Origin of the sequence: Olleya sp. Ti.3.14, from assembly GCF_038154885.1 — a bacterium.
GTDB lineage: Bacteria > Bacteroidota > Bacteroidia > Flavobacteriales > Flavobacteriaceae > Olleya.
Window position 1 is genome coordinate 29,606 of record NZ_JBAKAO010000009.1, and the last position, 19,938, is coordinate 49,543.

Consider the following 19,938-nt stretch of genomic DNA (forward strand, 5'->3'; position numbering starts at 1 on the left):
AGCAAAAAGCTTCTCTAAATTTAGAGAAGCTTTTTTTGTGCTTTTTATTTTAAATAAAAGGATATGTACTTCGACTTTTATAATCAATAACTTCAAAAGATAATAGATAAAAAAAAGTCCTGTAATTTTACAGGACTTTTTTTATGTTGTTATTCAGCTTTATCAACTATAATTCTTGATGATCTATTGGCTAGTTCCCAAGCAGTATAAAATACTAATCGGGTTCTGTTTTCTAATAGATCGTATTCTATCTTATCTGGTGTATCACTTGGTCTGTGGTAATCATCGTGCGTTCCGTTAAAGTAAAATATAACTGGAATATTATTTTTAGCAAAATTATAATGATCAGATCTGTAGTAAAATCTGTTAGGATCATTATCATCATTATAAGTGTAATCTAATTCTACCTTAGCATACTTTGTATTCATCTCTTCAGAGATCTCATGAAGCTCTGTGCTTAATTTATCACTACCAATTAAGTAAATGTAATTACGGTCTCCTGTTTTACGTTTAGGATCAACACGACCAATCATATCTATATTTAAATTAGCAACAGTGTTAGCTAATGGAAAAATGGGATCGTTATCTGTATAATGCTGACTTCCTAATAAGCCTTTTTCTTCACCAGTTACATTTAAAAATACTATAGATCGTTTTGGACCATGTCCATCTTTTTTAGCTTTAGCAAAAGCTTCTGCAATTTCTAAGACAGCTACAGTACCAGAACCATCATCATCTGCTCCATTATAAACTTCTCCATCTTTTACACCTTCGTGGTCTAAGTGCGCAGAAACCACAATATACTCATCTGGTTTTTCTGTACCTCTAATTATAGCAGCAACATTCTCAGAAGATAAATCTTTAGAGTTATTAGTAAAGTCTAAATCTAAGTTAGCTTTAACTATCTTATTTTTAAATGAATTATCAAATGTTCTTACATCTTCATTAAAAATAGCTTTAGTCGTTTCAGTATTGACTAAAAAGTAAAACATGTCTTTATCATTGCCAGCTAAAGTCATTCGACCACTAGAAGCTCCAAAACGTAGTGCAGCCATAGCAAAGACTTCTGGGTTATAATATAAAACAGCTTTTGCTCCTTTTTTTTCAGCTAAATCGCGTTTTAATGCAAATTCTTGTCTAAAATTAGACCAATTTGAAGACTCTTTAGTTCCTGATATTACATAGGTACCATCACTGTTTTTAGGTTCTCCGCTTACAAAAAAGACAACTTTACCTTTTATGTCTATGTTGTCGTAGTTAGAAAATTTATCATCTTCTATACCGTAACCTAAATTTACAATTTCAGTAGCTTTTAATTTGCTTGTTTCCATTGGGTTGATAGAAACAAAATCTTCTAAATTTTTTAATGACTTTTCATTAATAGTTAATGCAACATCTGGCTTAGATTGCACCTTTAACGGTACATCTTGAAAATAGTTTCCATCGCTTTTTGCAGCTGGAACACCATATTTAATGTAATGTTTTTTTAAAAAATTGATTGCTTTTTTCTGTCCTTCAGCACCAGTTTCTCTACCTTCAAATTCATCAGATGCAAAAGTGTACAATGATGTTTTTAGGTCTTCTTGTGTGATTGTTTGTCCGTAGACAACAGGATCTACAATTTTAGTGCTTGTTTCGCTGCCTTTTTGAGAGCTTCCACAGGCCACAAATAATAAACTTAATGTGGCGATTGAGAATGTTGATTTCATTAATAATAAATGATTTAAGTAGTTATACCTTCAAAAATACAAGAAAAATTAACTTAATATTAAGTTTACCTTGATTTTAAGATATAATTAGGAAACTATAAATCGTCGCGTTTTACAAAATTGACTTGCTTGTTTTGTAAATGTCAGTTTTTCTAAAAATTAATGGATTAGGCTTTTATGATTACAAGCTAACTGTATATTTTGCAGAATAGATTAAGTGTAAAAAATAAAATTATATTTTTTACACTTAATTTAATAAACACTACTATGTAAGTGGATAATACTTAATTATTAGTGTTTTTATTAGCTGGATTTATATCCATTTAACATTTTAAATCAAATGGAATTAATCTAATATTTTTATTTAATCAATAATGATTAAATCTTCTAATTCTTCTTTAGCTTCTTCTTGTCTTTGTTGTTCAAGTTCTTTCAACTCTTTAGTATCTCCGACTTCTTTAACACTAAAAATAGATTTATAGGTTGCAAGTGCTAGAGCAATTATAGTTATTAAAAAAACAACTTGTATGACATGTGTCGGTTCTTGATTTTTCTTGGATTTAAAAAATGCTAATAGTCCAAAAGCAAGTGCAAGGATAGCTGGAATAAACGATAATTTATATAGTGGTAAAACTGAAAGAATTACAGCCAATACAGCAAAAATTAATCCTAATATTATACTTATTTTTCTCATGTTATTAGTTTTTTAATCCAGTCGCAGATTTTATTTTTAACTCACCACTTCCAACTGCTATTTTAAATTTAGCATACACAGGTATTTTGTTGTCGTCAGCAGTTAGCCAAAGTAAATTGGCATTGTTTCCTTTTAAAAAGTTGTTACCTGCAACGCTAATGGCTAGTTTATAACATTCTTTTTTACCAATAGCAGTATTAATAGTTTCTTTAGCTAGCAAAGTAAAGCTAAGTTTGGTCATTTTATTATCAAATAAGACTGTAAAAGAGTCTGAAGCACCTATTGGAGCTTTATTAATATCTAATGTTCTAATTTTATAAATCGTAGAGACAATATCTCTAGTATTTCCATTTATTTTCACATTATTATTTTGATCCCAAAAACCTGTTTTAGTTTTTTTAGTCTTTTTTCTAATTAAGCTTTCTACAAGATTAGCTTTATGGTTGTACTTATATTTTACAAATTTGTAATAACCACCTTCATTAATCTCTCTGTTATATAAATACGGAGTGACTGTTCTAGGGTTTACATAGCTTTCATATAAATCTCTAATTTTAAAATAACTATCAAAATCACTATAGGTGGTGGCAGTACATTTTAAATGTAATAAAGTTGCGGTACTAGTCTTCATTTCGCTAGTTTCCATCTTAACTTCTGCTATATCTGTTAATATTCCAGACATATTGTATGAGGCAGCAAAAGTTAATTTTTCGCCAGCTTTAAAAGCTTTATTATCTTGAGCTTGCAAAAAACTGAAGGTTACAAGTGCTAGTAATACTGTTAATTTAAATTTCATAAAAAGGTTATTTATTTGTCAAAGATATAACTTAACATTAATTGTGCCGAAATTATTGTCCTAATTTAATATAGTTGTTAAACCTTTTGAAAACCATGCTACTGTATTATTCTATTTTGTACTTTTGTATCGTGATTAAAAAAGCGTTACATAAATTAGGATCTGCTTTAATGGCATTAGTGGTGTTGTTGTCAACACTGTCTTTTACTGTTGAAAGCCATTATTGTGGAGATCATTTAGTAGATGTTGCTGTTTTTACCAAAGCAAAAAAATGCGGTACTCCTTTGGATACTGACAAAAACGTGGTTTTAAAAAAATCATGTTGTAAGGATGTTGTAAAAATTATTAAAGGTCAAGACAAACTAAAGTTAAATAGTTTTAACGATTTAGATGTTGCTAATCAATTCTTGATAACCTCATTTGTTTTTACTTACTTTCATTTGTTTGAAAGTCTTCCAAAACAAATCATTCCGCATAAAAATTATTCTCCACCCAACTTGGTTATAGATTACCAGGTACTTCACGACGTATTTGTTATTTGATAAAAGGCTTTAATTATTTCGCTTACGCGGAAATTATTTAAAGTTAATTTTATTAAATCATATTTATAATGACACATATTTATACAGTTACAGGTATGACCTGTAATGGCTGTAAAGCTTCGGTAGAGAAGTCTTTACAATCTTTAAAAGCAGTTGTAGATGTTTCAGTTAATTTAGAGCAATCTAAGGCTGAAATAGACATGACTGAACATATTTCAATTAAACAATTACAAGACGTATTATCAAATAAGTTTCAAATTAGCGAAGTAAATACTTCTAAAAACCTATTTGATTCTGTTGATGTTGAACAGCACGATAAAAGCCAACTAAGACAACTGTTTCCATTGTTTTTAATCTTTGGATATATAACAGCTGTTGCTATTTTACTAAATCTTAAAGCTTGGGAATTGTCTAACTTTATGTTAGATTTTATGGGCTTATTTTATTTTGTATTTAGTTTTTTTAAATTTTTAGACTTAAAAGGATTTCCTGAAAGTTTTAAAATGTACGATCCATTAGCTAAGGCTATTCCTAAATATGGTTTAATTTATCCATTTATAGAGCTGATTTTAGGATTGTTATTTATTGCTAGAATTCAGATTCCGTTAGCCTTAATTATCACAATAGTTATTTTAGGGATCACAACATTTGGTGTAATTAAAACTTTGCTAGATAAAAAAACTATTCAATGTGCTTGCTTAGGGACAACGCTTAAACTACCAATGACTAAAGCGACTTTTATAGAAAACACCATTATGATACTAATGGCAGTTTGGATGTTAATTAAAATCTATAATTAGTTATGAAAAAATTATTGATACTATTTAGCTTTTTTCCAATACTGCTAATCGCACAAGAAAACTTAACAGGTACCATTTATGACGCTAGTCAAGGTGATGTAAAACAACCATTATTTGGTGCTAACCTAATCTGGTCTGGGACTAGTGTTGGTACAGCTACAGATATTGATGGTAATTTTAGTTTACCATTTGTAGATAGCACAAATGATTTGATAATAAGTTATGTTGGGTTTAAATCTGACACACTAACTATAACGTCTTCAAATTCAATTAAACATGTTTTAGAGCCTACCAACAACCTTGATGAAGTTTTTGTGCAATCCAGAAAGGTAGCGACATCAAGATCTTATTTAAAAGCCCAAAATACACTACTGGTAAGTAGTGACGAGCTTTTAAAAGCTGCTTGTTGTAACCTGTCCGAAAGCTTTGAAACTAATCCATCCATTGATGTCAATTTTAGTGATGCTGTTACAGGTACCAAACAAATAAAAATGCTAGGTCTTTCTAGTCCGTATATATTAATTGCTACAGAAAATATTCCTGCAATTAGAGGTGCTTCTCAAGCTTTTGGTCTTAGTTTTATTCCTGGTACTTGGGTTGAAAGTATTCAAATTACTAAAGGCGCAGGAAGTGTGGTTAATGGATTTGAAAGTATTGCTGGTCAGATTAATGCCGAGTTAGTTAAGCCTTCTACAGATAATAAGTTTTTTGTTAATTTATATGGTGCAAGTAGCACACGATTAGAATTAAACACTCATTTTAATACTAAAATTAGCGACAAAATTAGTACTGGTTTGTATTTGCATGGTAATACACATCAAGAAAAACATGATGTAAACAACGACGGATTTTTAGATATGCCTTTATATAATCAGGTAAATGTTATGAATCGTTGGCAGTATACCAATCCAGAAAAAGGATTAGTTACGTTTGTTAATTTAAGATATTTAGATGATAACAAACAGTCAGGTCAACTTAACTTTAATCCTGATACTGATAGACTAACCACTAATGCTTGGGGAAGCGAGATTGATACAAAACGCTATGAGATTTCTACTAAGTTAGGGTATGTAAATCCAGAAATACCTTGGCAAAGTTTAGGTGTACAATTTGCTTTTAGCAATCATAAACAAGAATCTTATTTTGGTTTAAATGAATATAATATAGAACATACCAGCCTATATTCTAACATTATTTATAACTCAATTATAGACGACTCTAGGCACAAGATTAAAACTGGTATAAATTTCACTTATGATGATTACAATGAGTTTGCTATTCAGCAAGATTTTGAAAGAACTGAACGTTCTTTTGGTGGGTTTTTTGAATATTCGTTTGACGATTTAGAATACTTTACCATGACAGCAGGTCTGCGTGTGGATACTCATAATTTGTTAGGCGAGTTTATTACACCAAGATTACACATGCGATATTCACCTTGGAGTAAGTCTGCAATCAGAGCCTCTGTAGGTAGAGGTAAGCGTAGTGCTAATATATTTACTGAAAATCAAAATTTATTTGCCTCTTCGCGTGAATTTTCAATTTTAAATACCAACGGAACCATTTATGGTTTAGACCCAGAAATAGCATGGAATTATGGTATGTCTTATTTACAAGGGTTTAACCTTTTTGGAAGACAAGCCGATGTAACTTTAGATTTTTACCGTACAGATTTTCAAAATCAAGTTGTTGTTGATTTAGAGAATACTCAAGAAGTAAATTTTTATAATTTAGAAGGAGATAGCTATGCTAATAGTTTTCAGGCCGAATTTAACTATAACGTATTTGAGCATTTTAATTTAAGGACTGCTTATAAATATTACGATGTAAAAACACAGTATAAATCAGGAAAGTTAATTAAGCCACTTACACCTAAACATAGGTTGTTTGCTAACGCTTCGTATGAAACCATAATTAAAAATAATAGTAACTGGAAGTTTGATTTAACCTATAACTGGTTAAGCGAGCAAAGGTTTCCTTCGACATTAAATAATCCAATTCAATATAAAATAGACGATTATTCTAAGTCAATCGGAACTTTAAACGCACAAATAACAAGAGTATTTTCTCCAAAATTTGAAGTATATTTAGGAGGAGAAAACATTACAAATTTAAGACAAGATAATCCTATTGTTAGTGCAGACAATCCATTTGGAACAAGTTTTGATACCAACTTTGTATATGGACCAATATTTGGTAGTATGTATTATGCAGGATTAAGATATAAATTAAAATAAAACCAATATAAAATGAAAAAACTAGTATTAGTATTAATAATGATTGCATCAACAGTAAGTTTTGCACAAGACAAAAACAAAAGAGAAAGTTTAGAAGTTGATGGTGTTTGTATGATGTGTAAATCAAGAATCGAAAAAGCATGTTTTAAAACCAAAGGTGTTAAAAGTGCTATTTGGAATGTAGATACGCATGAGTTAAAATTAATTTTTGACGAAAATAAAACAAGTTTAAAAACCATCGAGCAAAATGTATTAGCTGTAGGTCATGATACAAAAGACTTTAAAGCAACAGACGAAGCTTATGACTCTGTGCATGATTGTTGTAAATACAGGGATGAAGAGGTTAAGGATGATCACAAAAATGATTAATCATAAGTAATTGAAATAAAAAAAACGCCTGCAAATTGCAGGCGTTTTTTTATTACTTATTTAGTATCGTATAATATAATATTACTTATTTATTAAACCTAATAACTCGGTTTCCATCATAACATCAAACATATTAGCTTTAGGGTTAACAATTATAGCATTTTTATCTACTATAAATATTTTGTTAACGGGTTTAAGTGACAAAAGTTCAATTGCATCCTCAACATTTTCAAAATGATACTCATTGGTCAAACTAAAGTTATTACGTCGTAAAATTTCTGCTTGCTCTCTGCTGCTTATTTTATTAATAGAAATAGCAATAATATCAAACTCAGGGTATTTTTTTTGAAGGTCGTTTGCACGCTCATGAGAAACTTTTAAGTGATATCTATCTTTAGCATCCCAAAAGTAAATGATGGATGGTTTAGTAATAATATCCTTTAAGTGTTTAGTTTCTTCATTTTTATTAATCACCATTAAATCAGGGATTACTTGACCTGGTTTTAAAAGTTTATAAGAGTTGACTAGCTTAGTCGCTTTAAATTTTTGCTTATTATTAGTGCTTTTTGCTTGAAACGATTTTAATAACGTATCATAATCATCTACGCTTTTTGAAGCATTAATAAACTTAATCATGTTATAATATAACAATCTGTTTTTAATAAAGGTGTCAGATACCTTTTGCTCTATTAATGATAGCTTATCTAAATTATAATCTAAAGATTGATTGTTATAAGTATCGTCTTGAGAGTGCTTAAAGTGCTCTTGCAAGGCTATATTATTAAAATGAAACCTTAAAAACGAAACATAAGGTCTGTAATCTTTTAATAGCTTGTTGTTATAATCAATATCAGATCTAAAGTCAAAAAAGTTACTTGGTAATTTATTAAAAATAGCTTCTTCATTTTCACTGTAATTAATAAATGGATAGGCTTCTTTACTATAATAATAGTTGTAATCTATATTGGCAATAGCATAATTATTAAAAAGCTCAGTAGTTTTATGTTTATCATTAAATTTAGAAAGCTTTTCAAGTTTAGCCTCTCTTATTTTTGAAAGTTTAGCTTCAAATGCTTTAGGCTCTAATTGACTTATTCTTAAAATTTCTTGTTCTTGTTGTTCTGTTTCTAAAAACAATTCCATCAGGTAATTGTTTTCCTTTTCTCCAATACCATTAAAAACTAAGGACTCATCAAACTCCTTAGTATTAACTCTTACCATAATGCTGTCTAGTGGCTGTATTAAAAAAGACTGAGACTCTTTACCATCGTAAAAACTAAATAGTCCAGGCTCAAAGTCATTAAAAACATATTTAAAACGATTATTACTATCTAAAAACACCGTATCAATAATCTCAGAAGATTTAAAAATGATAATATAATTGGTGCTTGGGTTAATAATTTCGCCTCCAAAAAATGCAGTATTGTCCTTTAATGTCTTCTTATCTTTTTTACAAGAAAACATGACGCTAGAGCAAAGTAAAAGATAAATAAATAGTCTTGTATACATATGGTAATTAATAAGGGCAAAAAATTTTACAAACAAAAATATGTTTTGCGAAAGAGTTCTCGTGTTAAGGCGTTGTTAAAACTTATTAAAGACTGAATGTATATGGCTATTTGATGTTAATTTTCTACTTTTGCACAAAATTAAAATTCAAGATATGTTATCAGTATCAAATTTATCAGTTCAATTCGGTAAGCGTGTGCTTTTTGATGAAGTTAGTACCACTTTTAATAATGGAAATTGTTATGGTATTATAGGAGCCAATGGAGCTGGAAAATCTACATTTTTAAAAATTATTTCTGGACAGATGGAGCCGACTTCGGGTCAGGTACATTTAGAAGCAGGAAAACGCATGTCGGTTTTAACACAAGACCACAATAAACATGACGAAGACACTGTTTTAGAAACAATATTAAAAGGTAATAAAGCCCTTTATAAAATAAAGACAGAAATTGACGCATTGTATGCAGACTATACAGATGAAAACGCTGAGATAATAGGAGAGCTGCAAGTGCAATTTGAAGAAATGAATGGTTGGAATGCAGATAGTGATGCTGCAGCAATGCTATCTAATCTAGGTATAAAAGAAGAGTTTCATTACACATTAATGGGTGATTTGGACGGAAAACAAAAAGTACGTGTGTTATTAGCGCAAGCACTTTTTGGAAATCCTGATGTACTTATTATGGATGAGCCTACCAACGATTTGGATTACGAAACCATTGCTTGGCTAGAAAACTTTTTAGCTAATTATGATAACTGTGTTATTGTGGTATCTCACGATAGACACTTTTTAGATGCGGTTTGTACACATATTAGTGATATTGACTTTGGAAAAATTAATCATTTTTCTGGTAACTATACCTTCTGGTATGAGTCCTCTCAATTAGCAGCAAGACAACATGCACAGCAAAACAAAAAAGCTGAAGAGAAGAAAAAAGAATTAGAAGATTTTATCCGTCGTTTTTCTGCTAACGTAGCAAAAAGTAAGCAAGCTACAAGTAGAAAAAAAATGATTGATAAACTTAATATAGATGAAATTAGAAGAACCAGTCGTCGTTATCCTGCCATAATTTTTGACAGAGATAGAGAAGCTGGTGATCAAATTTTAAATGTCGAAGGTTTAGCAGCATCAATTGATGATGAAGTGTTATTTAAAAATGTAGATTTAAATCTACAAAAAGGAGATAAAGTAGTCGTGTTTTCTAGAGATTCTAGAGCAACTACTGCGTTTTACGAAATTTTAAATAACAATCTAAAAGCAGATGAAGGTAAATTTGATTGGGGAGTTACAACGACACAATCTTATCTTCCATTGGATAATAGTAAGTTTTTTGAAAGTACAGACATGACTTTAGTCGATTGGCTAAGACAATGGGCTCAAACAGAAGAAGAGCGTGAAGAGGTGCATATTAGAGGGTTTTTAGGGAAAATGATTTTTAGTGGAGAAGAAGCGTTAAAAAAATGTAATGTACTGTCAGGAGGAGAAAAAGTGCGTTGTATGTTATCTAGAATGATGATGACTAGAGCTAACGTATTACAATTAGACGAACCAACAAACCACCTGGATTTAGAGAGTATTACAGCGTTTAATAATTCGCTTAAAAACTTTAAAGGGACTGTTTTATTTACAACACATGACCACGAGTTTGCACAAACAGTAGCTAATAGAGTAGTAGAGTTAACACCAAACGGAGTAATTGATAGATATTCTACGTTTGATGATTATATGCAAGACAAAAAAATAAAAGAACTAAGAGACCAAATGTACGCTTAGTAATTTTAAAATTTTATTTACATATTTAAAAAGCCTTCAGGTCTCTCTGAAGGCTTTTTTTATTGGTATTTTTCATATTTATGTATCAATAGTTTTAGTTAATCATGTGTTAAATAGAAAAATTTAAAAACCGACATTTAAGTTCTCTCGTAAATAGACCGAACTTAAAAACCAAATAAATAAAATTATGAAAACAGTAAAATTATCAAAAATCGTATTAGGACTTAGTGTAATGCTTTTAGCAAATTTAGGTTTAGCTCAAGACAAAAAAATGATGAAAGAAGACACTAAAATGGTAGGTGGAGCAGCGATGTATCCATCAAAAAATATTGTAGAGAATGCAGTAAACTCAAAAGATCACACAACGTTAGTTGCAGCGGTTAAGGCAGCAGAATTAGTTGATGTTTTACAAAGTGAAGGACCTTTTACGGTTTTTGCACCAACAAACGCAGCTTTTGACAAGTTACCAATGGGAACAGTTGATACCTTATTAAAACCAGAAAATAAAGAGCAATTACAAACAGTATTAAAATATCACGTTGTTGCTGGAAAGTGGAATGCTAAAGAAATTTTAAACTTAATTGAAAAAGGAGATGGTAAAGCGGTTATTAACACTGTATCTGGTGGAACTTTAACTGCATGGAAAAAAGGAAAAGATGTTTATGTAACAGATGAAAACGGAAACTCTGCTAAAGTTACTATTGCAGATGTAAATCAATCAAACGGAGTAATACATGTTGTTGATTCTGTTTTATTACCAAAAGCATAAAACAAACGTATTTGATTAGTCTAAAAAAACCTCTTCATTCTTTATAGAATAGAAGAGGTTTATTTTATGCTTTAGTTTCTGCTTTTACAGCTTCAACAATGGATTGTGCTTTACTAAGTTCAGATTCGTGAACAAATACTTCAGGTACTCGTGGTATATCGTGTACAAAACCACCTAGTCGACCAGATTCATTTTCGTCTTTAATAATGGGATTTATTCCAATATCTTCTAATCTGGTTTTTATTAATTGTACGATTATAAAGTTACCTTCAAAAATTTTTATATAGTCTGTCATAATTTTGAATTTAAGTTGTTACTTAAATATACAAAAAAATAAAGGAAGTCTATAGGTCTTTAAAAATTATAATTTTGTTAAATTATTCTATATTTTTAATTGTAAAATACTTGTATAAACTGTAACCACCTGATCCTATAAAGGCAATAGCTATTATTAATCTAATAGTGTTAGATGTTAGATTTCCATTTAAGTGTTGGTAAATTCTAAATACACCATAGGCAATAAACACTATGCCTAAAATTAAATTCAAAATATTATTTTTTGGTTGAGGTTTCATGGGTAGCTTATTAGTCTTGTTTTTTTAATTGCGTATAATTATATAGTGCATAAATACCATAACCTATAGCAGCAACAGCAATGGCTAGTCTAAACGAGCTTAATGTTGGATTAGCATTAAAATGTTGGTATAATCTAAAGCATCCAAATCCTATTAATAATAGTCCTGTAAATAAATTATAAAGTTTATTGTTTTTTAATGATTCCATATTTAGATCTGTTTACGCTTGTTTGTCTTTTGTGTTTTTTATGTAAGTGTAAATTGCATATACACCATAACCAAAAAACACCAATGCAATAATTAATTTTACTAGATTAAAAGCAGCTTCATTAAAAAAATGATACAGTCTATAAAATGCATGAGCTTAAAAAACTAGTCCTGATATTAGATAAAATATATTCTTTTTAAAAATAGAAGCCATAATTATCTTAACTCTGCACCAAGTTGTTTTTCAAAATTGTTTTGTAGCTTGTTCATTATTTTATCAACTACTTTATCCGTAAGCGTTTGTCTCTCGTCCATAAATGTAAAGCTAACAGCATAACTTTTTTTACCTTCTGGTAAGTTTTTACCTTGGTAAACATCAAATAAATTTACTTTTTTAAGTAATTGTTTTTCTGTTTTTTTAGCGATTGCTTGTAGGCTATCAAAGGTTACGTTTTGATCTAACAGTAATGCAAAATCACGTCTTACTTCTGGATATTTAGGTATTGCAGTAAATTTAATTTTGTTACGTTTAGCAACCTCTATAATAGTATCCCAATTAAAATCGGCATAAAATACATCTTGAGTTATATCAAAATGCTTAGCTATTTTAGATTTTAATACACCAAAGTTTACTAAGGTATCACGTCCTATGCTAAGCTGCAAACCTTCGGAAAACACATCATTTGTCGTAGCGCTTTCTTGATAGCGTGTAATTCCTAAACGCTCTAAAATACTGGCAATAATTCCTTTAAGGTAAAAGAAATTGGTTTTTACTTGTGGCGCATTTGACCAGTTTTCTTCGGTTTTAAATCCAGTTACAAGTAAGGACAAGTGTTTATATTCTTCTCTTGTACCATTATAATCGTGATAGGTTTTACCAAATTCAAAAAACTTTAAATTAGTTTGACGTCTATTAATGTTGTGACTTAAAGCTTCTAATCCAGAAAAAAGTAAGGTTTGACGCATAACGCCTAAATCTTGACTTAAAGGGTTTAGCATCTCTACATTATGCTCTGTTTTTAACTGTTCTGTTAATGTTAAATAGTTTGCACTTGTTAAAGAGTTTGCCATAATCTCAAACCAGCCTTGAGCTGCTAATTGATTACCAACAAGGTTTTGTAGTTTATAGTCTTCAAACCTTGAAGCATTAGATATTGAGGCATTTAGTTTAGAGCTAGTCTCAATATTATTATAACCATAGACTCTTAAAATCTCTTCTATAACGTCAGCTTCACGTGTAACATCGTTTCTAAAAGCTGGTATAGTTAATCCTAATCCAGTTTCTGTTACACTATTAATTTTAATATCTAAAGAGGTTAGGATTGATTTTATAGTTTCGGTAGGTATTTCTTGACCAATAAGTTTGGTTACTTTATCAAAACTTAATCTAACCTGAAAGTCTTCAATTTTATTAGGATAAATATCTGCAATATCACTAGTAATTTCTCCTCCAGCAATCTCTTGGATTAGTAATGCAGCACGTTTTAAAGCATACTCGGTTATTTTTGGATCAATACCACGTTCAAACCTAAAGGATGCATCTGTGTTTAATCCATGACGTTTTGCAGTTTTACGCACACTTACAGGGTTAAAGTAAGCACTTTCTAAAAAGATGTTTGTTGTATGCTCTGTAACTCCACTATCTATACCTCCAAAAACTCCTGCGATACACATAGGTTTTTCGGCATTACAAATCATTAAATCATCTTCATGTAATTCACGCTCTACGCCATCTAAAGTGATAAATTTGGTGCCTGTTGGTAATGTTTTAACTTCAACTTTATTTCCGGTAATTTTACTAGCATCAAAAGCATGTAATGGTTGACCTAAATCGTGCAATACGTAGTTTGTAATATCTACCACGTTATTAATTGGTGATAAGCCAATAGCTTTTAATCTATTTTGTAACCATTCTGGAGAGGTTTCTACCTTTATGCCAGAAATAGTTACACCACAATATCTTGGTGCTAATTCTTTGTTTAATACGTCAACATCAATTTTAAGTGTTCTGCTATCTACATGATATGCACTAACGCTAGGTGTAATTAATTCGACATTTATTCCTTTTTGTTGTAATCCAGCTTTTAAATCACGAGCAGTTCCAAAGTGGCTCATTGCATCTGCACGATTAGGTGTTAATCCAATTTCAAAAACTTGATCATTTTCTACTTCAAACAAATCAGCACAAGGTGTGCCAACGACAGTGTCTTCTGGTAAAACTAAAATTCCGTCATGAGATTTTCCTAAGCCTAACTCGTCTTCTGCACAAATCATTCCGTGACTTTCCTCACCTCTAATTTTACCTTTTTTTATAGTCCAAGCTTCACCTTCTTCAGTATATAAAGTAGTTCCTATAGTTGCAACAGGTACTTTTTGCCCAGCAGCTACGTTAGGAGCACCACATACAATTTGCACAGGTTGATCTTGCCCTATATTAACAGTAGTTACTTTTAGTTTGTCTGCATTGCTATGTTGTACGCAAGTTAAAACCTCACCAACAACAACGCCTTCTAAACCTCCTTTAACGCTTTGGTATAGGTCTAAGCCTTCAACTTCTAAACCTAAATCTGTAAGTAATTCGCTAGTTTGTTCTGGAGTCCAATCAATTTTTATAAATTGTTTAATCCAGTTGTAAGAAATCTTCATTTGTATACTAATTAAGTGCACAAATATAACAATACTTAGTAGTTTTAAGGATTTAAAAAACAGCTTTTATTTCATTTTTAAAGCATTTTTTTAGGACAAATTGCAGATACAGAAAATTGTTATGGTTTTATGTCGAAAAAACATGGCGTTTTATCTGTAATTTAAATAAAAGACATATACTTAAAAATCTAATTAGGCTTTTATTACCGTATATTAGATAGATATTAATCATTAAAACCATTAAAAGATGAAAACTATTTTTAAAATAGCATTACTTGTTGTGTTATTTTCAGTTGCTTCTTGCAGAGATTCTAAAAAGGACGATGCAGCAGTAAAAGCGACAGAGCAAATCGAAACTATTGAAGTTGAAACGGATAGTCTTGTAAACGATTTAGAGCTTGAGGCTGATGAGCTAGAAAAAGAATTGAAAGAACTTGAAAACCTATAATAACATGAAGCATTTAAAAATAATACTAGTATGTACAGGACTATTTTTAGTAGGTAGTCAACAAACACTTACTGCGCAAATAGCTACTGAATCTGAATTAGTTAAAAAAACAGAGCAGAAAAAAGCAGAAATGAAAGCTCAAAAGGAGCAAATGAAAGCGCAGATTAATGACAAAAAAGAAGCGCATAAAGACAATTTGAAGGAGAAGCAAGGCGAGTTAAAAGAAATGCATGCCAAAAAGGACGAAATGAAGGCTGAAATGCTAGAAGAAAAAGCCGACATGAAGGCTAAAATGGAAAATGCTACTGGTGAGGAAAAAGAAGCTTTAAAAGCTGAAATGAAAGAAAAAATGAGTGCTAAGCGTATGGATATGGCACAAAAAAGAGAAGAATTAAAAGCAAAACGTGAAGCGTTTAAAGGTGATAAAGAAGCTTATAAAGCAGAGCGTATTGAAGCTGTCAAATCTAGAATGACGTCATATGATAATAAAATAGATGCTAGCGACCAATTAGTAACTAAAGGTCAGGACAGATTAGTTGCTGCTAAAGCGCAATTAGAGCAGCAAAAAGCAGAGGGAACTATTACGAATGAGGAAGTAAGCAAACGTGAAGCTACTTTTAAAAGAATAGAGGAAAAGTTGAAAAAGCATGAAAATGCAATTGAAAGAACTAAAACTAGAATTCAAAATAATAAAGAAAAGTTAGTAGAACTTGAAAAAGTGGAAACTGTTGAAGAGTAATAGTTATATTTTTTTATATTTTAAAAAGACATTGTTAACGCAGTGTCTTTTTATTTGTAAGTATTTTGTTGTTATTTCGAATAATATTGTAAAAAACATTTAAATCATGCGTCAACTTTTAGTTATCCTAGTCCTTTTTAGTGTGTTATCTTGTCAAAATAATGATACCGAGTTTTTAACCTTTGGTACATATCGAGGCGAATTAATACTAAATGACACTAAAAACCTTCCGTTTATCTTTAACGTAAAAGATGCTAATACATTAGAGATTTACAATGCGGAAGAGGTTATTGCTGTGGATGAGATTGAATATAAAAATGATTCGGTTTACATTAAATTGCCAGTGTTTGAAGGATTATTAATTGCAAAAATTAAAGACCAAACCCTAAATGGTCGTTTTGTTGTTGAAGAAAAAGGACGTCAACAAGCTTTTACAGCGTCAAAAAATGAAAGTAGATTTGATAATAACGCTAAAGCGGAAACTAATATTACTGGAGAATGGGAAACTGTTTTTAGTCCAAATACCGAAGCTGATAAGTACGTCGCTAAAGGGGTTTTTAAACAAAAAGATAATATTGTAACAGGTACTTTTTTGACCGAAACTGGAGATTATCGTTATTTAGAAGGGATTGTTAATGGTAATCAATTACAATTATCAACTTTTGATGGTGCACATGCCTTTTTGTTTACCGGAACCGTTACAGATAGTACAATTAATGGACAGTTTTACTCTGGTAATCACTGGAAAGAGCCATTTAAAGCTAAACGCAATGATAACTACCAATTAGCTAGCGCTAATAATTTAACTTATTTAAAAGAAGGGTATGACACCTTAGCATTTAGCTTTCCAGATACAGATGGTAAACAAGTGTCTTTAAAAGATGATCGCTTTAAAAACAAAGTTGTGGTTGTACAGATTATGGGTACATGGTGTCCAAATTGTTTAGACGAAAGTAAATTTTATACACAATATTATAATGCAAATAAAGATAAAGACATTCAGTTTGTCGCATTAGCGTTTGAATATGCTAAAACCGAAGCTAAAGCCTTTAGTTTTATAAACCGATTAAAGGATAGGCTAGATATTAACTACCCAATATTATTAGCGCAAACCGGATCAACGAGTAAAACTGCTGCTAACGACAAACTCCCTATGTTAAACCACGTATTAAGTTATCCAACGTCAATATTTATAGATAAAACTGGTAAAGTACGTAAAATACATACAGGTTTTAATGGTCCAGCAACAGGAGGCAAATACACAGAGTTTAAAACTGAGTTTAACGCCTTTATGGATATGTTGTTAAACGAATAAAGCTTTTGGTTTAATAGGTTTATTTTAAAATATACCATAACGAAAACAGCGAAATAAATACCCATAAAACTACTGCTAGTGTGATGGGTTTTAAACCAGTAGCTTTAAGCTTTTTAATAGAAATTGTTGAGCCTACTATAAATAATGTTACAAGTAAAAGACGTTTTGATAGTGACACAATAAAGGTAGTAATGTAAGGTGGTAGTATTTGATAGCTATTTATAATTATTGCAAGTATAAATAAAACAATAAAATAAGGGGTTTTTAGCTTTCCTTGATTGGTTTTAAAAAATAACATCGAAAAAAAGGACAACGGAATAATCCAAAGCGTTCTAGATAGTTTTACTGTGGTAGCGATTCTTAAAGCTTCCTCTCCATAATTTAAAGCAGCTCCAACTACAGAGCTTGTATCGTGTATAGCAACAGCACACCATAACCCAAATTGTTCTTGTGTCAAGTTCAAAAAATGTCCTATCGTTGGAAACACAAACAAAGCCACAGCGTTTAGTAAAAACACAATGCCTAAAGCAAGACTAATCGTATTGCTTTTTGCTTTTATAATTGGTGCAATTGCAGCAATAGCACTACCTCCACAAATGGCTGTTCCAGAAGTGATAAGGTGACCAAGTTTTAAATCTATTTTTAAAACTTTTGTCAATATTAAACCTAAAACTATAGTTAGTGTAATGGTGTAAAGTGTCAAGTTAAAGCTGGTTTTGCTAGTCTCTAACGTTTCAAATAGATACATGCCAAAACCTAATCCTATAACAGATAGTTTTAAAAGATAGTGTATAAATTTATGGCTATGTTGCTTAAAAGGATTCTTAAATATAATAGCAAATAAAAAACCTAATATCAACGCTAATGGACTGTTTATAAATCCCAGTAGACATAAAGTTATTAATGTAAAGTAAACTATTTTGGATAATACATTTTTCATATCAAACAGATTTGTGTGATACAAAAATAGGTGTAGATAATAACTTTGTAGCAATGTAAATAGTTATCATCTATAACTAAAAGTTATAATTAAAACGTATTATTTTTTTAAAGTAATCAAAAGTATGAGATAGGTATCCTGTCCTTTTTACAAAGTAAAACCAGCGTTGAATATCCAAATCTTTGATATCTATAATTTTAAGCTTATTATTTTTTAAATCCTCTGTAATGGAGTGTATCGATAACAAGGCGTAATGATCAGAGTTTAATAAATAACTTTTAATAGCTTCAGTGCTATTAAAAGATACGACGCTATTTAGCTTACCAATATTATTTTTTAATAAAAAAGCATCGATAATTTCTTTTGTTCCTGATCCAGTTTCACGCTCAATCATAGGTAAGTCTTGTAACGTGTTTATGTCAATACTACCTTTCGGGAAACTGTAGTTTTTAGCATTTGTAACTAGTACAATTTCATCTTTTATAAACTTTTCAAAATGTAATTTGGGATTAGCGCTATTTCCTTCGGTGATTCCAAAGTCGATATCTTCATTTAGAATTAAATTTTCTATGGTTTCAGAATTATTACTGATAATATTAAATTTGGTTTCTGGGTATTGAGCCCTAAATTTAGCTATCGTTTTGGGTATGATGTAATTGGAAATTGTGGTGCTAACTCCAAAATGGATAAAATCGGGAATGTTTTCTTTTTTAAGAAGAAATCGTTCGTCCATTTCGGAATAAATAGTCAATATTTTATTAGCGTAAATTAAAAAGGATTTACCTTCAGCAGTAAGTTCAATCGAATTCCTTTTTCTAATAAATAGAGTGGTTTTATAGTCTTGCTCTAAGTTTTTTATGGCTTTTGAAATTGCAGGTTGGGATAAATAGAGTTGCTCTGCAGCCTTAGTGAAACTTAAGTGTTTAGCAACGATTTTAAATATATGTAGTTTAGTTTTCATTAATTTTTGACGTATATTTAAAATTGCTATTGCTGTTTTTTACTTTTAAAACATTTTACAATAATGCTGATCAGTTTTAATTAGCCATGTATGCTTTCGCTTTTTCCGTAGCTTTTAATTAGTTCGCCTTCAAACTCAACCAATTCTTTCCAGCGTTGATCAACATCAATGTCTTGACCATATTTTCTTGCAAAAGTGATAAATGTCGTGTAATGTCCTGCTTCGCTAACCATCAAGTCATAGTAAAACTTAGAAAGTTCTTCGTCGTTTATACGTTCTGATAATAGTTTAAAACGCTCGCAACTACGCGCTTCAATCATTGCAGAAAACAGTAAGCGATCAACCATAGACTGCAGTCTGCTTCCGCCTTTATTCATAAATTTATAAAGCTCATTTACATAATGGTCTTTGCGCTCACGACCTAAAGTATAACCTCGTTTTTTTATAATTTCATGTACCATCTGGAAGTGCTCCAATTCTTCTTTAGCTAATTCTAAAAGTTCTGTTACTAAGTCTACTTTTTCTGAGTTATGGGTAATAATAGTAATCGCGTTAGTGGCTGCTTTTTGCTCACACCAAGCGTGGTCTGTAAGTATTTCTTCTAAATTAGATTCTGCAATGGTAACCCAACGTGGATCGGTTTCTAGTTTTAGGTGTAGCATAATTGTAGTGCGCTTTTAGGTTTTGGCTTTGTGCTTGTAAACGTTGCGCAAAGATAATTATATTTTATACTATTAAAGTAATGTCTTTTCATTTGGTTAATACCAAATTAGATTCTGTTACATTATGTCACTTCGAGTGATTTGTGAAGCATGAGCAAATTGTATCGAGAAGTTTGTTTCAAAATGGGTTCTCGATACACGTCTCCTTAGGTCGTCGTACTCGAACTGACGAGAGGTGTTTACGTT

The 19,938-nt window shown here is 30.7% G+C and carries 21 protein-coding genes; 10 read left to right on the forward strand and 11 right to left on the reverse strand.

Annotated features, from left to right (window positions below; translation table 11 throughout):
- Positions 1-149: 149 nt before the first annotated feature.
- The 3 genes from V6251_RS12240 to V6251_RS12250 all read right to left on the reverse strand — a co-directional run bounded on the left by V6251_RS12240 (position 150) and on the right by V6251_RS12250 (position 3,199).
- Positions 150-1,709, reverse strand: a complete 1,560-nt coding sequence (locus V6251_RS12240) for a M28 family peptidase (protein WP_341588434.1) — start codon at positions 1,707-1,709, stop codon at positions 150-152.
- A gap of 364 nt (positions 1,710-2,073) precedes the next feature.
- The gene (locus tag V6251_RS12245; RefSeq protein ID WP_099569002.1) at positions 2,074-2,403 is read right to left on the reverse strand and encodes an FUSC family protein; all 330 of its coding nucleotides are present in this window, start codon (positions 2,401-2,403) and stop codon (positions 2,074-2,076) included.
- Between the two features lie 4 nt (positions 2,404-2,407).
- Positions 2,408-3,199, reverse strand: coding sequence for a DUF3108 domain-containing protein (locus tag V6251_RS12250; RefSeq protein ID WP_341588435.1), 792 nt, complete (start codon positions 3,197-3,199; stop codon positions 2,408-2,410).
- Positions 3,200-3,330: 131 nt separating this feature from the next.
- Between V6251_RS12250 and V6251_RS12255 the strand changes: the two genes are divergently transcribed.
- From V6251_RS12255 to V6251_RS12270, 4 genes are all read left to right on the forward strand, one after another.
- Positions 3,331-3,741 carry an HYC_CC_PP family protein gene (locus V6251_RS12255; RefSeq protein WP_445933620.1) on the forward strand — a complete coding sequence of 137 codons (411 nt, stop codon included), beginning with the start codon at positions 3,331-3,333 and terminating at the stop codon, positions 3,739-3,741.
- A gap of 68 nt (positions 3,742-3,809) precedes the next feature.
- On the forward strand, positions 3,810-4,541 hold the full coding sequence (locus V6251_RS12260; RefSeq protein ID WP_341588437.1) for a heavy-metal-associated domain-containing protein: 732 nt from the start codon (positions 3,810-3,812) through the stop codon (positions 4,539-4,541).
- Between the two features lie 2 nt (positions 4,542-4,543).
- Complete coding sequence (locus V6251_RS12265; RefSeq protein ID WP_341588438.1) at positions 4,544-6,778, forward strand: TonB-dependent receptor; 2,235 nt, start codon at positions 4,544-4,546, stop codon at positions 6,776-6,778.
- A 12-nt stretch (positions 6,779-6,790) separates the two neighbouring features.
- On the forward strand, positions 6,791-7,147 hold the full coding sequence (locus V6251_RS12270) for a heavy-metal-associated domain-containing protein (RefSeq protein WP_341588439.1): 357 nt from the start codon (positions 6,791-6,793) through the stop codon (positions 7,145-7,147).
- Positions 7,148-7,228: 81 nt separating this feature from the next.
- Here V6251_RS12270 and V6251_RS12275 read toward each other — a convergent pair whose 3' ends face one another.
- Positions 7,229-8,656, reverse strand: coding sequence for a hypothetical protein (locus V6251_RS12275; RefSeq protein WP_341588440.1), 1,428 nt, complete (start codon positions 8,654-8,656; stop codon positions 7,229-7,231).
- A 154-nt stretch (positions 8,657-8,810) separates the two neighbouring features.
- Between V6251_RS12275 and V6251_RS12280 the strand changes: the two genes are divergently transcribed.
- Both V6251_RS12280 and V6251_RS12285 read left to right on the forward strand, forming a co-directional pair.
- The gene (locus tag V6251_RS12280) at positions 8,811-10,430 is read left to right on the forward strand and encodes an ABC-F family ATP-binding cassette domain-containing protein (RefSeq protein ID WP_341588441.1); all 1,620 of its coding nucleotides are present in this window, start codon (positions 8,811-8,813) and stop codon (positions 10,428-10,430) included.
- A gap of 187 nt (positions 10,431-10,617) precedes the next feature.
- On the forward strand, positions 10,618-11,199 hold the full coding sequence (locus tag V6251_RS12285) for a fasciclin domain-containing protein (RefSeq protein ID WP_445933619.1): 582 nt from the start codon (positions 10,618-10,620) through the stop codon (positions 11,197-11,199).
- 64 nt (positions 11,200-11,263) lie between these two features.
- On the opposite strand, the gene V6251_RS12290 is transcribed toward V6251_RS12285, so the two are convergent.
- From V6251_RS12290 to pheT, 4 genes are all read right to left on the reverse strand, one after another.
- Positions 11,264-11,494 (reverse strand): putative signal transducing protein, encoded by a 231-nt coding sequence (locus V6251_RS12290; RefSeq protein WP_341588442.1) that lies wholly within the window; start codon positions 11,492-11,494, stop codon positions 11,264-11,266.
- An 82-nt stretch (positions 11,495-11,576) separates the two neighbouring features.
- A complete protein-coding gene (locus tag V6251_RS12295) occupies positions 11,577-11,774 on the reverse strand; it encodes a hypothetical protein (protein ID WP_341588443.1) in 198 nt (65 codons plus the stop codon).
- Between the two features lie 10 nt (positions 11,775-11,784).
- The gene (locus V6251_RS12300; protein WP_145001199.1) at positions 11,785-11,982 is read right to left on the reverse strand and encodes a hypothetical protein; all 198 of its coding nucleotides are present in this window, start codon (positions 11,980-11,982) and stop codon (positions 11,785-11,787) included.
- Positions 11,983-12,197: 215 nt separating this feature from the next.
- Complete coding sequence (gene pheT, locus V6251_RS12305) at positions 12,198-14,627, reverse strand: phenylalanine--tRNA ligase subunit beta (RefSeq protein ID WP_341588444.1); 2,430 nt, start codon at positions 14,625-14,627, stop codon at positions 12,198-12,200.
- 68 nt (positions 14,628-14,695) lie between these two features.
- Between pheT and V6251_RS15540 the strand changes: the two genes are divergently transcribed.
- The 4 genes from V6251_RS15540 to V6251_RS12320 all read left to right on the forward strand — a co-directional run bounded on the left by V6251_RS15540 (position 14,696) and on the right by V6251_RS12320 (position 17,129).
- On the forward strand, positions 14,696-14,848 hold the full coding sequence (locus tag V6251_RS15540; protein ID WP_445933621.1) for an abortive infection system antitoxin AbiGi family protein: 153 nt from the start codon (positions 14,696-14,698) through the stop codon (positions 14,846-14,848).
- A 26-nt stretch (positions 14,849-14,874) separates the two neighbouring features.
- Positions 14,875-15,075, forward strand: coding sequence for a hypothetical protein (locus V6251_RS12310; protein ID WP_145001205.1), 201 nt, complete (start codon positions 14,875-14,877; stop codon positions 15,073-15,075).
- A gap of 4 nt (positions 15,076-15,079) precedes the next feature.
- Positions 15,080-15,814 carry a hypothetical protein gene (locus V6251_RS12315; protein ID WP_341588445.1) on the forward strand — a complete coding sequence of 245 codons (735 nt, stop codon included), beginning with the start codon at positions 15,080-15,082 and terminating at the stop codon, positions 15,812-15,814.
- A 106-nt stretch (positions 15,815-15,920) separates the two neighbouring features.
- Complete coding sequence (locus V6251_RS12320; RefSeq protein WP_341588446.1) at positions 15,921-17,129, forward strand: peroxiredoxin family protein; 1,209 nt, start codon at positions 15,921-15,923, stop codon at positions 17,127-17,129.
- A gap of 19 nt (positions 17,130-17,148) precedes the next feature.
- On the opposite strand, the gene V6251_RS12325 is transcribed toward V6251_RS12320, so the two are convergent.
- The 3 genes from V6251_RS12325 to V6251_RS12335 all read right to left on the reverse strand — a co-directional run bounded on the left by V6251_RS12325 (position 17,149) and on the right by V6251_RS12335 (position 19,692).
- Positions 17,149-18,069: a YeiH family protein gene (locus tag V6251_RS12325; protein WP_341588447.1), complete on the reverse strand. Its 921-nt coding sequence runs from the start codon at positions 18,067-18,069 to the stop codon at positions 17,149-17,151.
- Between the two features lie 76 nt (positions 18,070-18,145).
- On the reverse strand, positions 18,146-19,030 hold the full coding sequence (locus tag V6251_RS12330) for a LysR family transcriptional regulator (protein WP_341588448.1): 885 nt from the start codon (positions 19,028-19,030) through the stop codon (positions 18,146-18,148).
- An 80-nt stretch (positions 19,031-19,110) separates the two neighbouring features.
- Positions 19,111-19,692 carry a tRNA-(ms[2]io[6]A)-hydroxylase gene (locus tag V6251_RS12335; RefSeq protein ID WP_341588449.1) on the reverse strand — a complete coding sequence of 194 codons (582 nt, stop codon included), beginning with the start codon at positions 19,690-19,692 and terminating at the stop codon, positions 19,111-19,113.
- Between the last annotated feature and the right edge of the window lie 246 nt (positions 19,693-19,938).

Coding starts and splice junctions, on each gene's coding strand:
- V6251_RS12240 (WP_341588434.1), bottom strand. CDS start 1,709: ATGAAATCAACATTCTCAATCGCCACATTAAGTTTATTATTTGTGGCC.
- V6251_RS12245 (WP_099569002.1), bottom strand. CDS start 2,403: ATGAGAAAAATAAGTATAATATTAGGATTAATTTTTGCTGTATTGGCT.
- V6251_RS12250 (WP_341588435.1), bottom strand. CDS start 3,199: ATGAAATTTAAATTAACAGTATTACTAGCACTTGTAACCTTCAGTTTT.
- V6251_RS12260 (WP_341588437.1), top strand. CDS start 3,810: ATGACACATATTTATACAGTTACAGGTATGACCTGTAATGGCTGTAAA.
- V6251_RS12265 (WP_341588438.1), top strand. CDS start 4,544: ATGAAAAAATTATTGATACTATTTAGCTTTTTTCCAATACTGCTAATC.
- V6251_RS12270 (WP_341588439.1), top strand. CDS start 6,791: ATGAAAAAACTAGTATTAGTATTAATAATGATTGCATCAACAGTAAGT.
- V6251_RS12275 (WP_341588440.1), bottom strand. CDS start 8,656: ATGTATACAAGACTATTTATTTATCTTTTACTTTGCTCTAGCGTCATG.
- V6251_RS12280 (WP_341588441.1), top strand. CDS start 8,811: ATGTTATCAGTATCAAATTTATCAGTTCAATTCGGTAAGCGTGTGCTT.
- V6251_RS12285 (WP_445933619.1), top strand. CDS start 10,618: ATGAAAACAGTAAAATTATCAAAAATCGTATTAGGACTTAGTGTAATG.
- V6251_RS12290 (WP_341588442.1), bottom strand. CDS start 11,494: ATGACAGACTATATAAAAATTTTTGAAGGTAACTTTATAATCGTACAA.
- V6251_RS12295 (WP_341588443.1), bottom strand. CDS start 11,774: ATGAAACCTCAACCAAAAAATAATATTTTGAATTTAATTTTAGGCATA.
- V6251_RS12300 (WP_145001199.1), bottom strand. CDS start 11,982: ATGGAATCATTAAAAAACAATAAACTTTATAATTTATTTACAGGACTA.
- pheT (WP_341588444.1), bottom strand. CDS start 14,627: ATGAAGATTTCTTACAACTGGATTAAACAATTTATAAAAATTGATTGG.
- V6251_RS12310 (WP_145001205.1), top strand. CDS start 14,875: ATGAAAACTATTTTTAAAATAGCATTACTTGTTGTGTTATTTTCAGTT.
- V6251_RS12315 (WP_341588445.1), top strand. CDS start 15,080: ATGAAGCATTTAAAAATAATACTAGTATGTACAGGACTATTTTTAGTA.
- V6251_RS12320 (WP_341588446.1), top strand. CDS start 15,921: ATGCGTCAACTTTTAGTTATCCTAGTCCTTTTTAGTGTGTTATCTTGT.
- V6251_RS12325 (WP_341588447.1), bottom strand. CDS start 18,069: ATGAAAAATGTATTATCCAAAATAGTTTACTTTACATTAATAACTTTA.
- V6251_RS12330 (WP_341588448.1), bottom strand. CDS start 19,030: ATGAAAACTAAACTACATATATTTAAAATCGTTGCTAAACACTTAAGT.
- V6251_RS12335 (WP_341588449.1), bottom strand. CDS start 19,692: ATGCTACACCTAAAACTAGAAACCGATCCACGTTGGGTTACCATTGCA.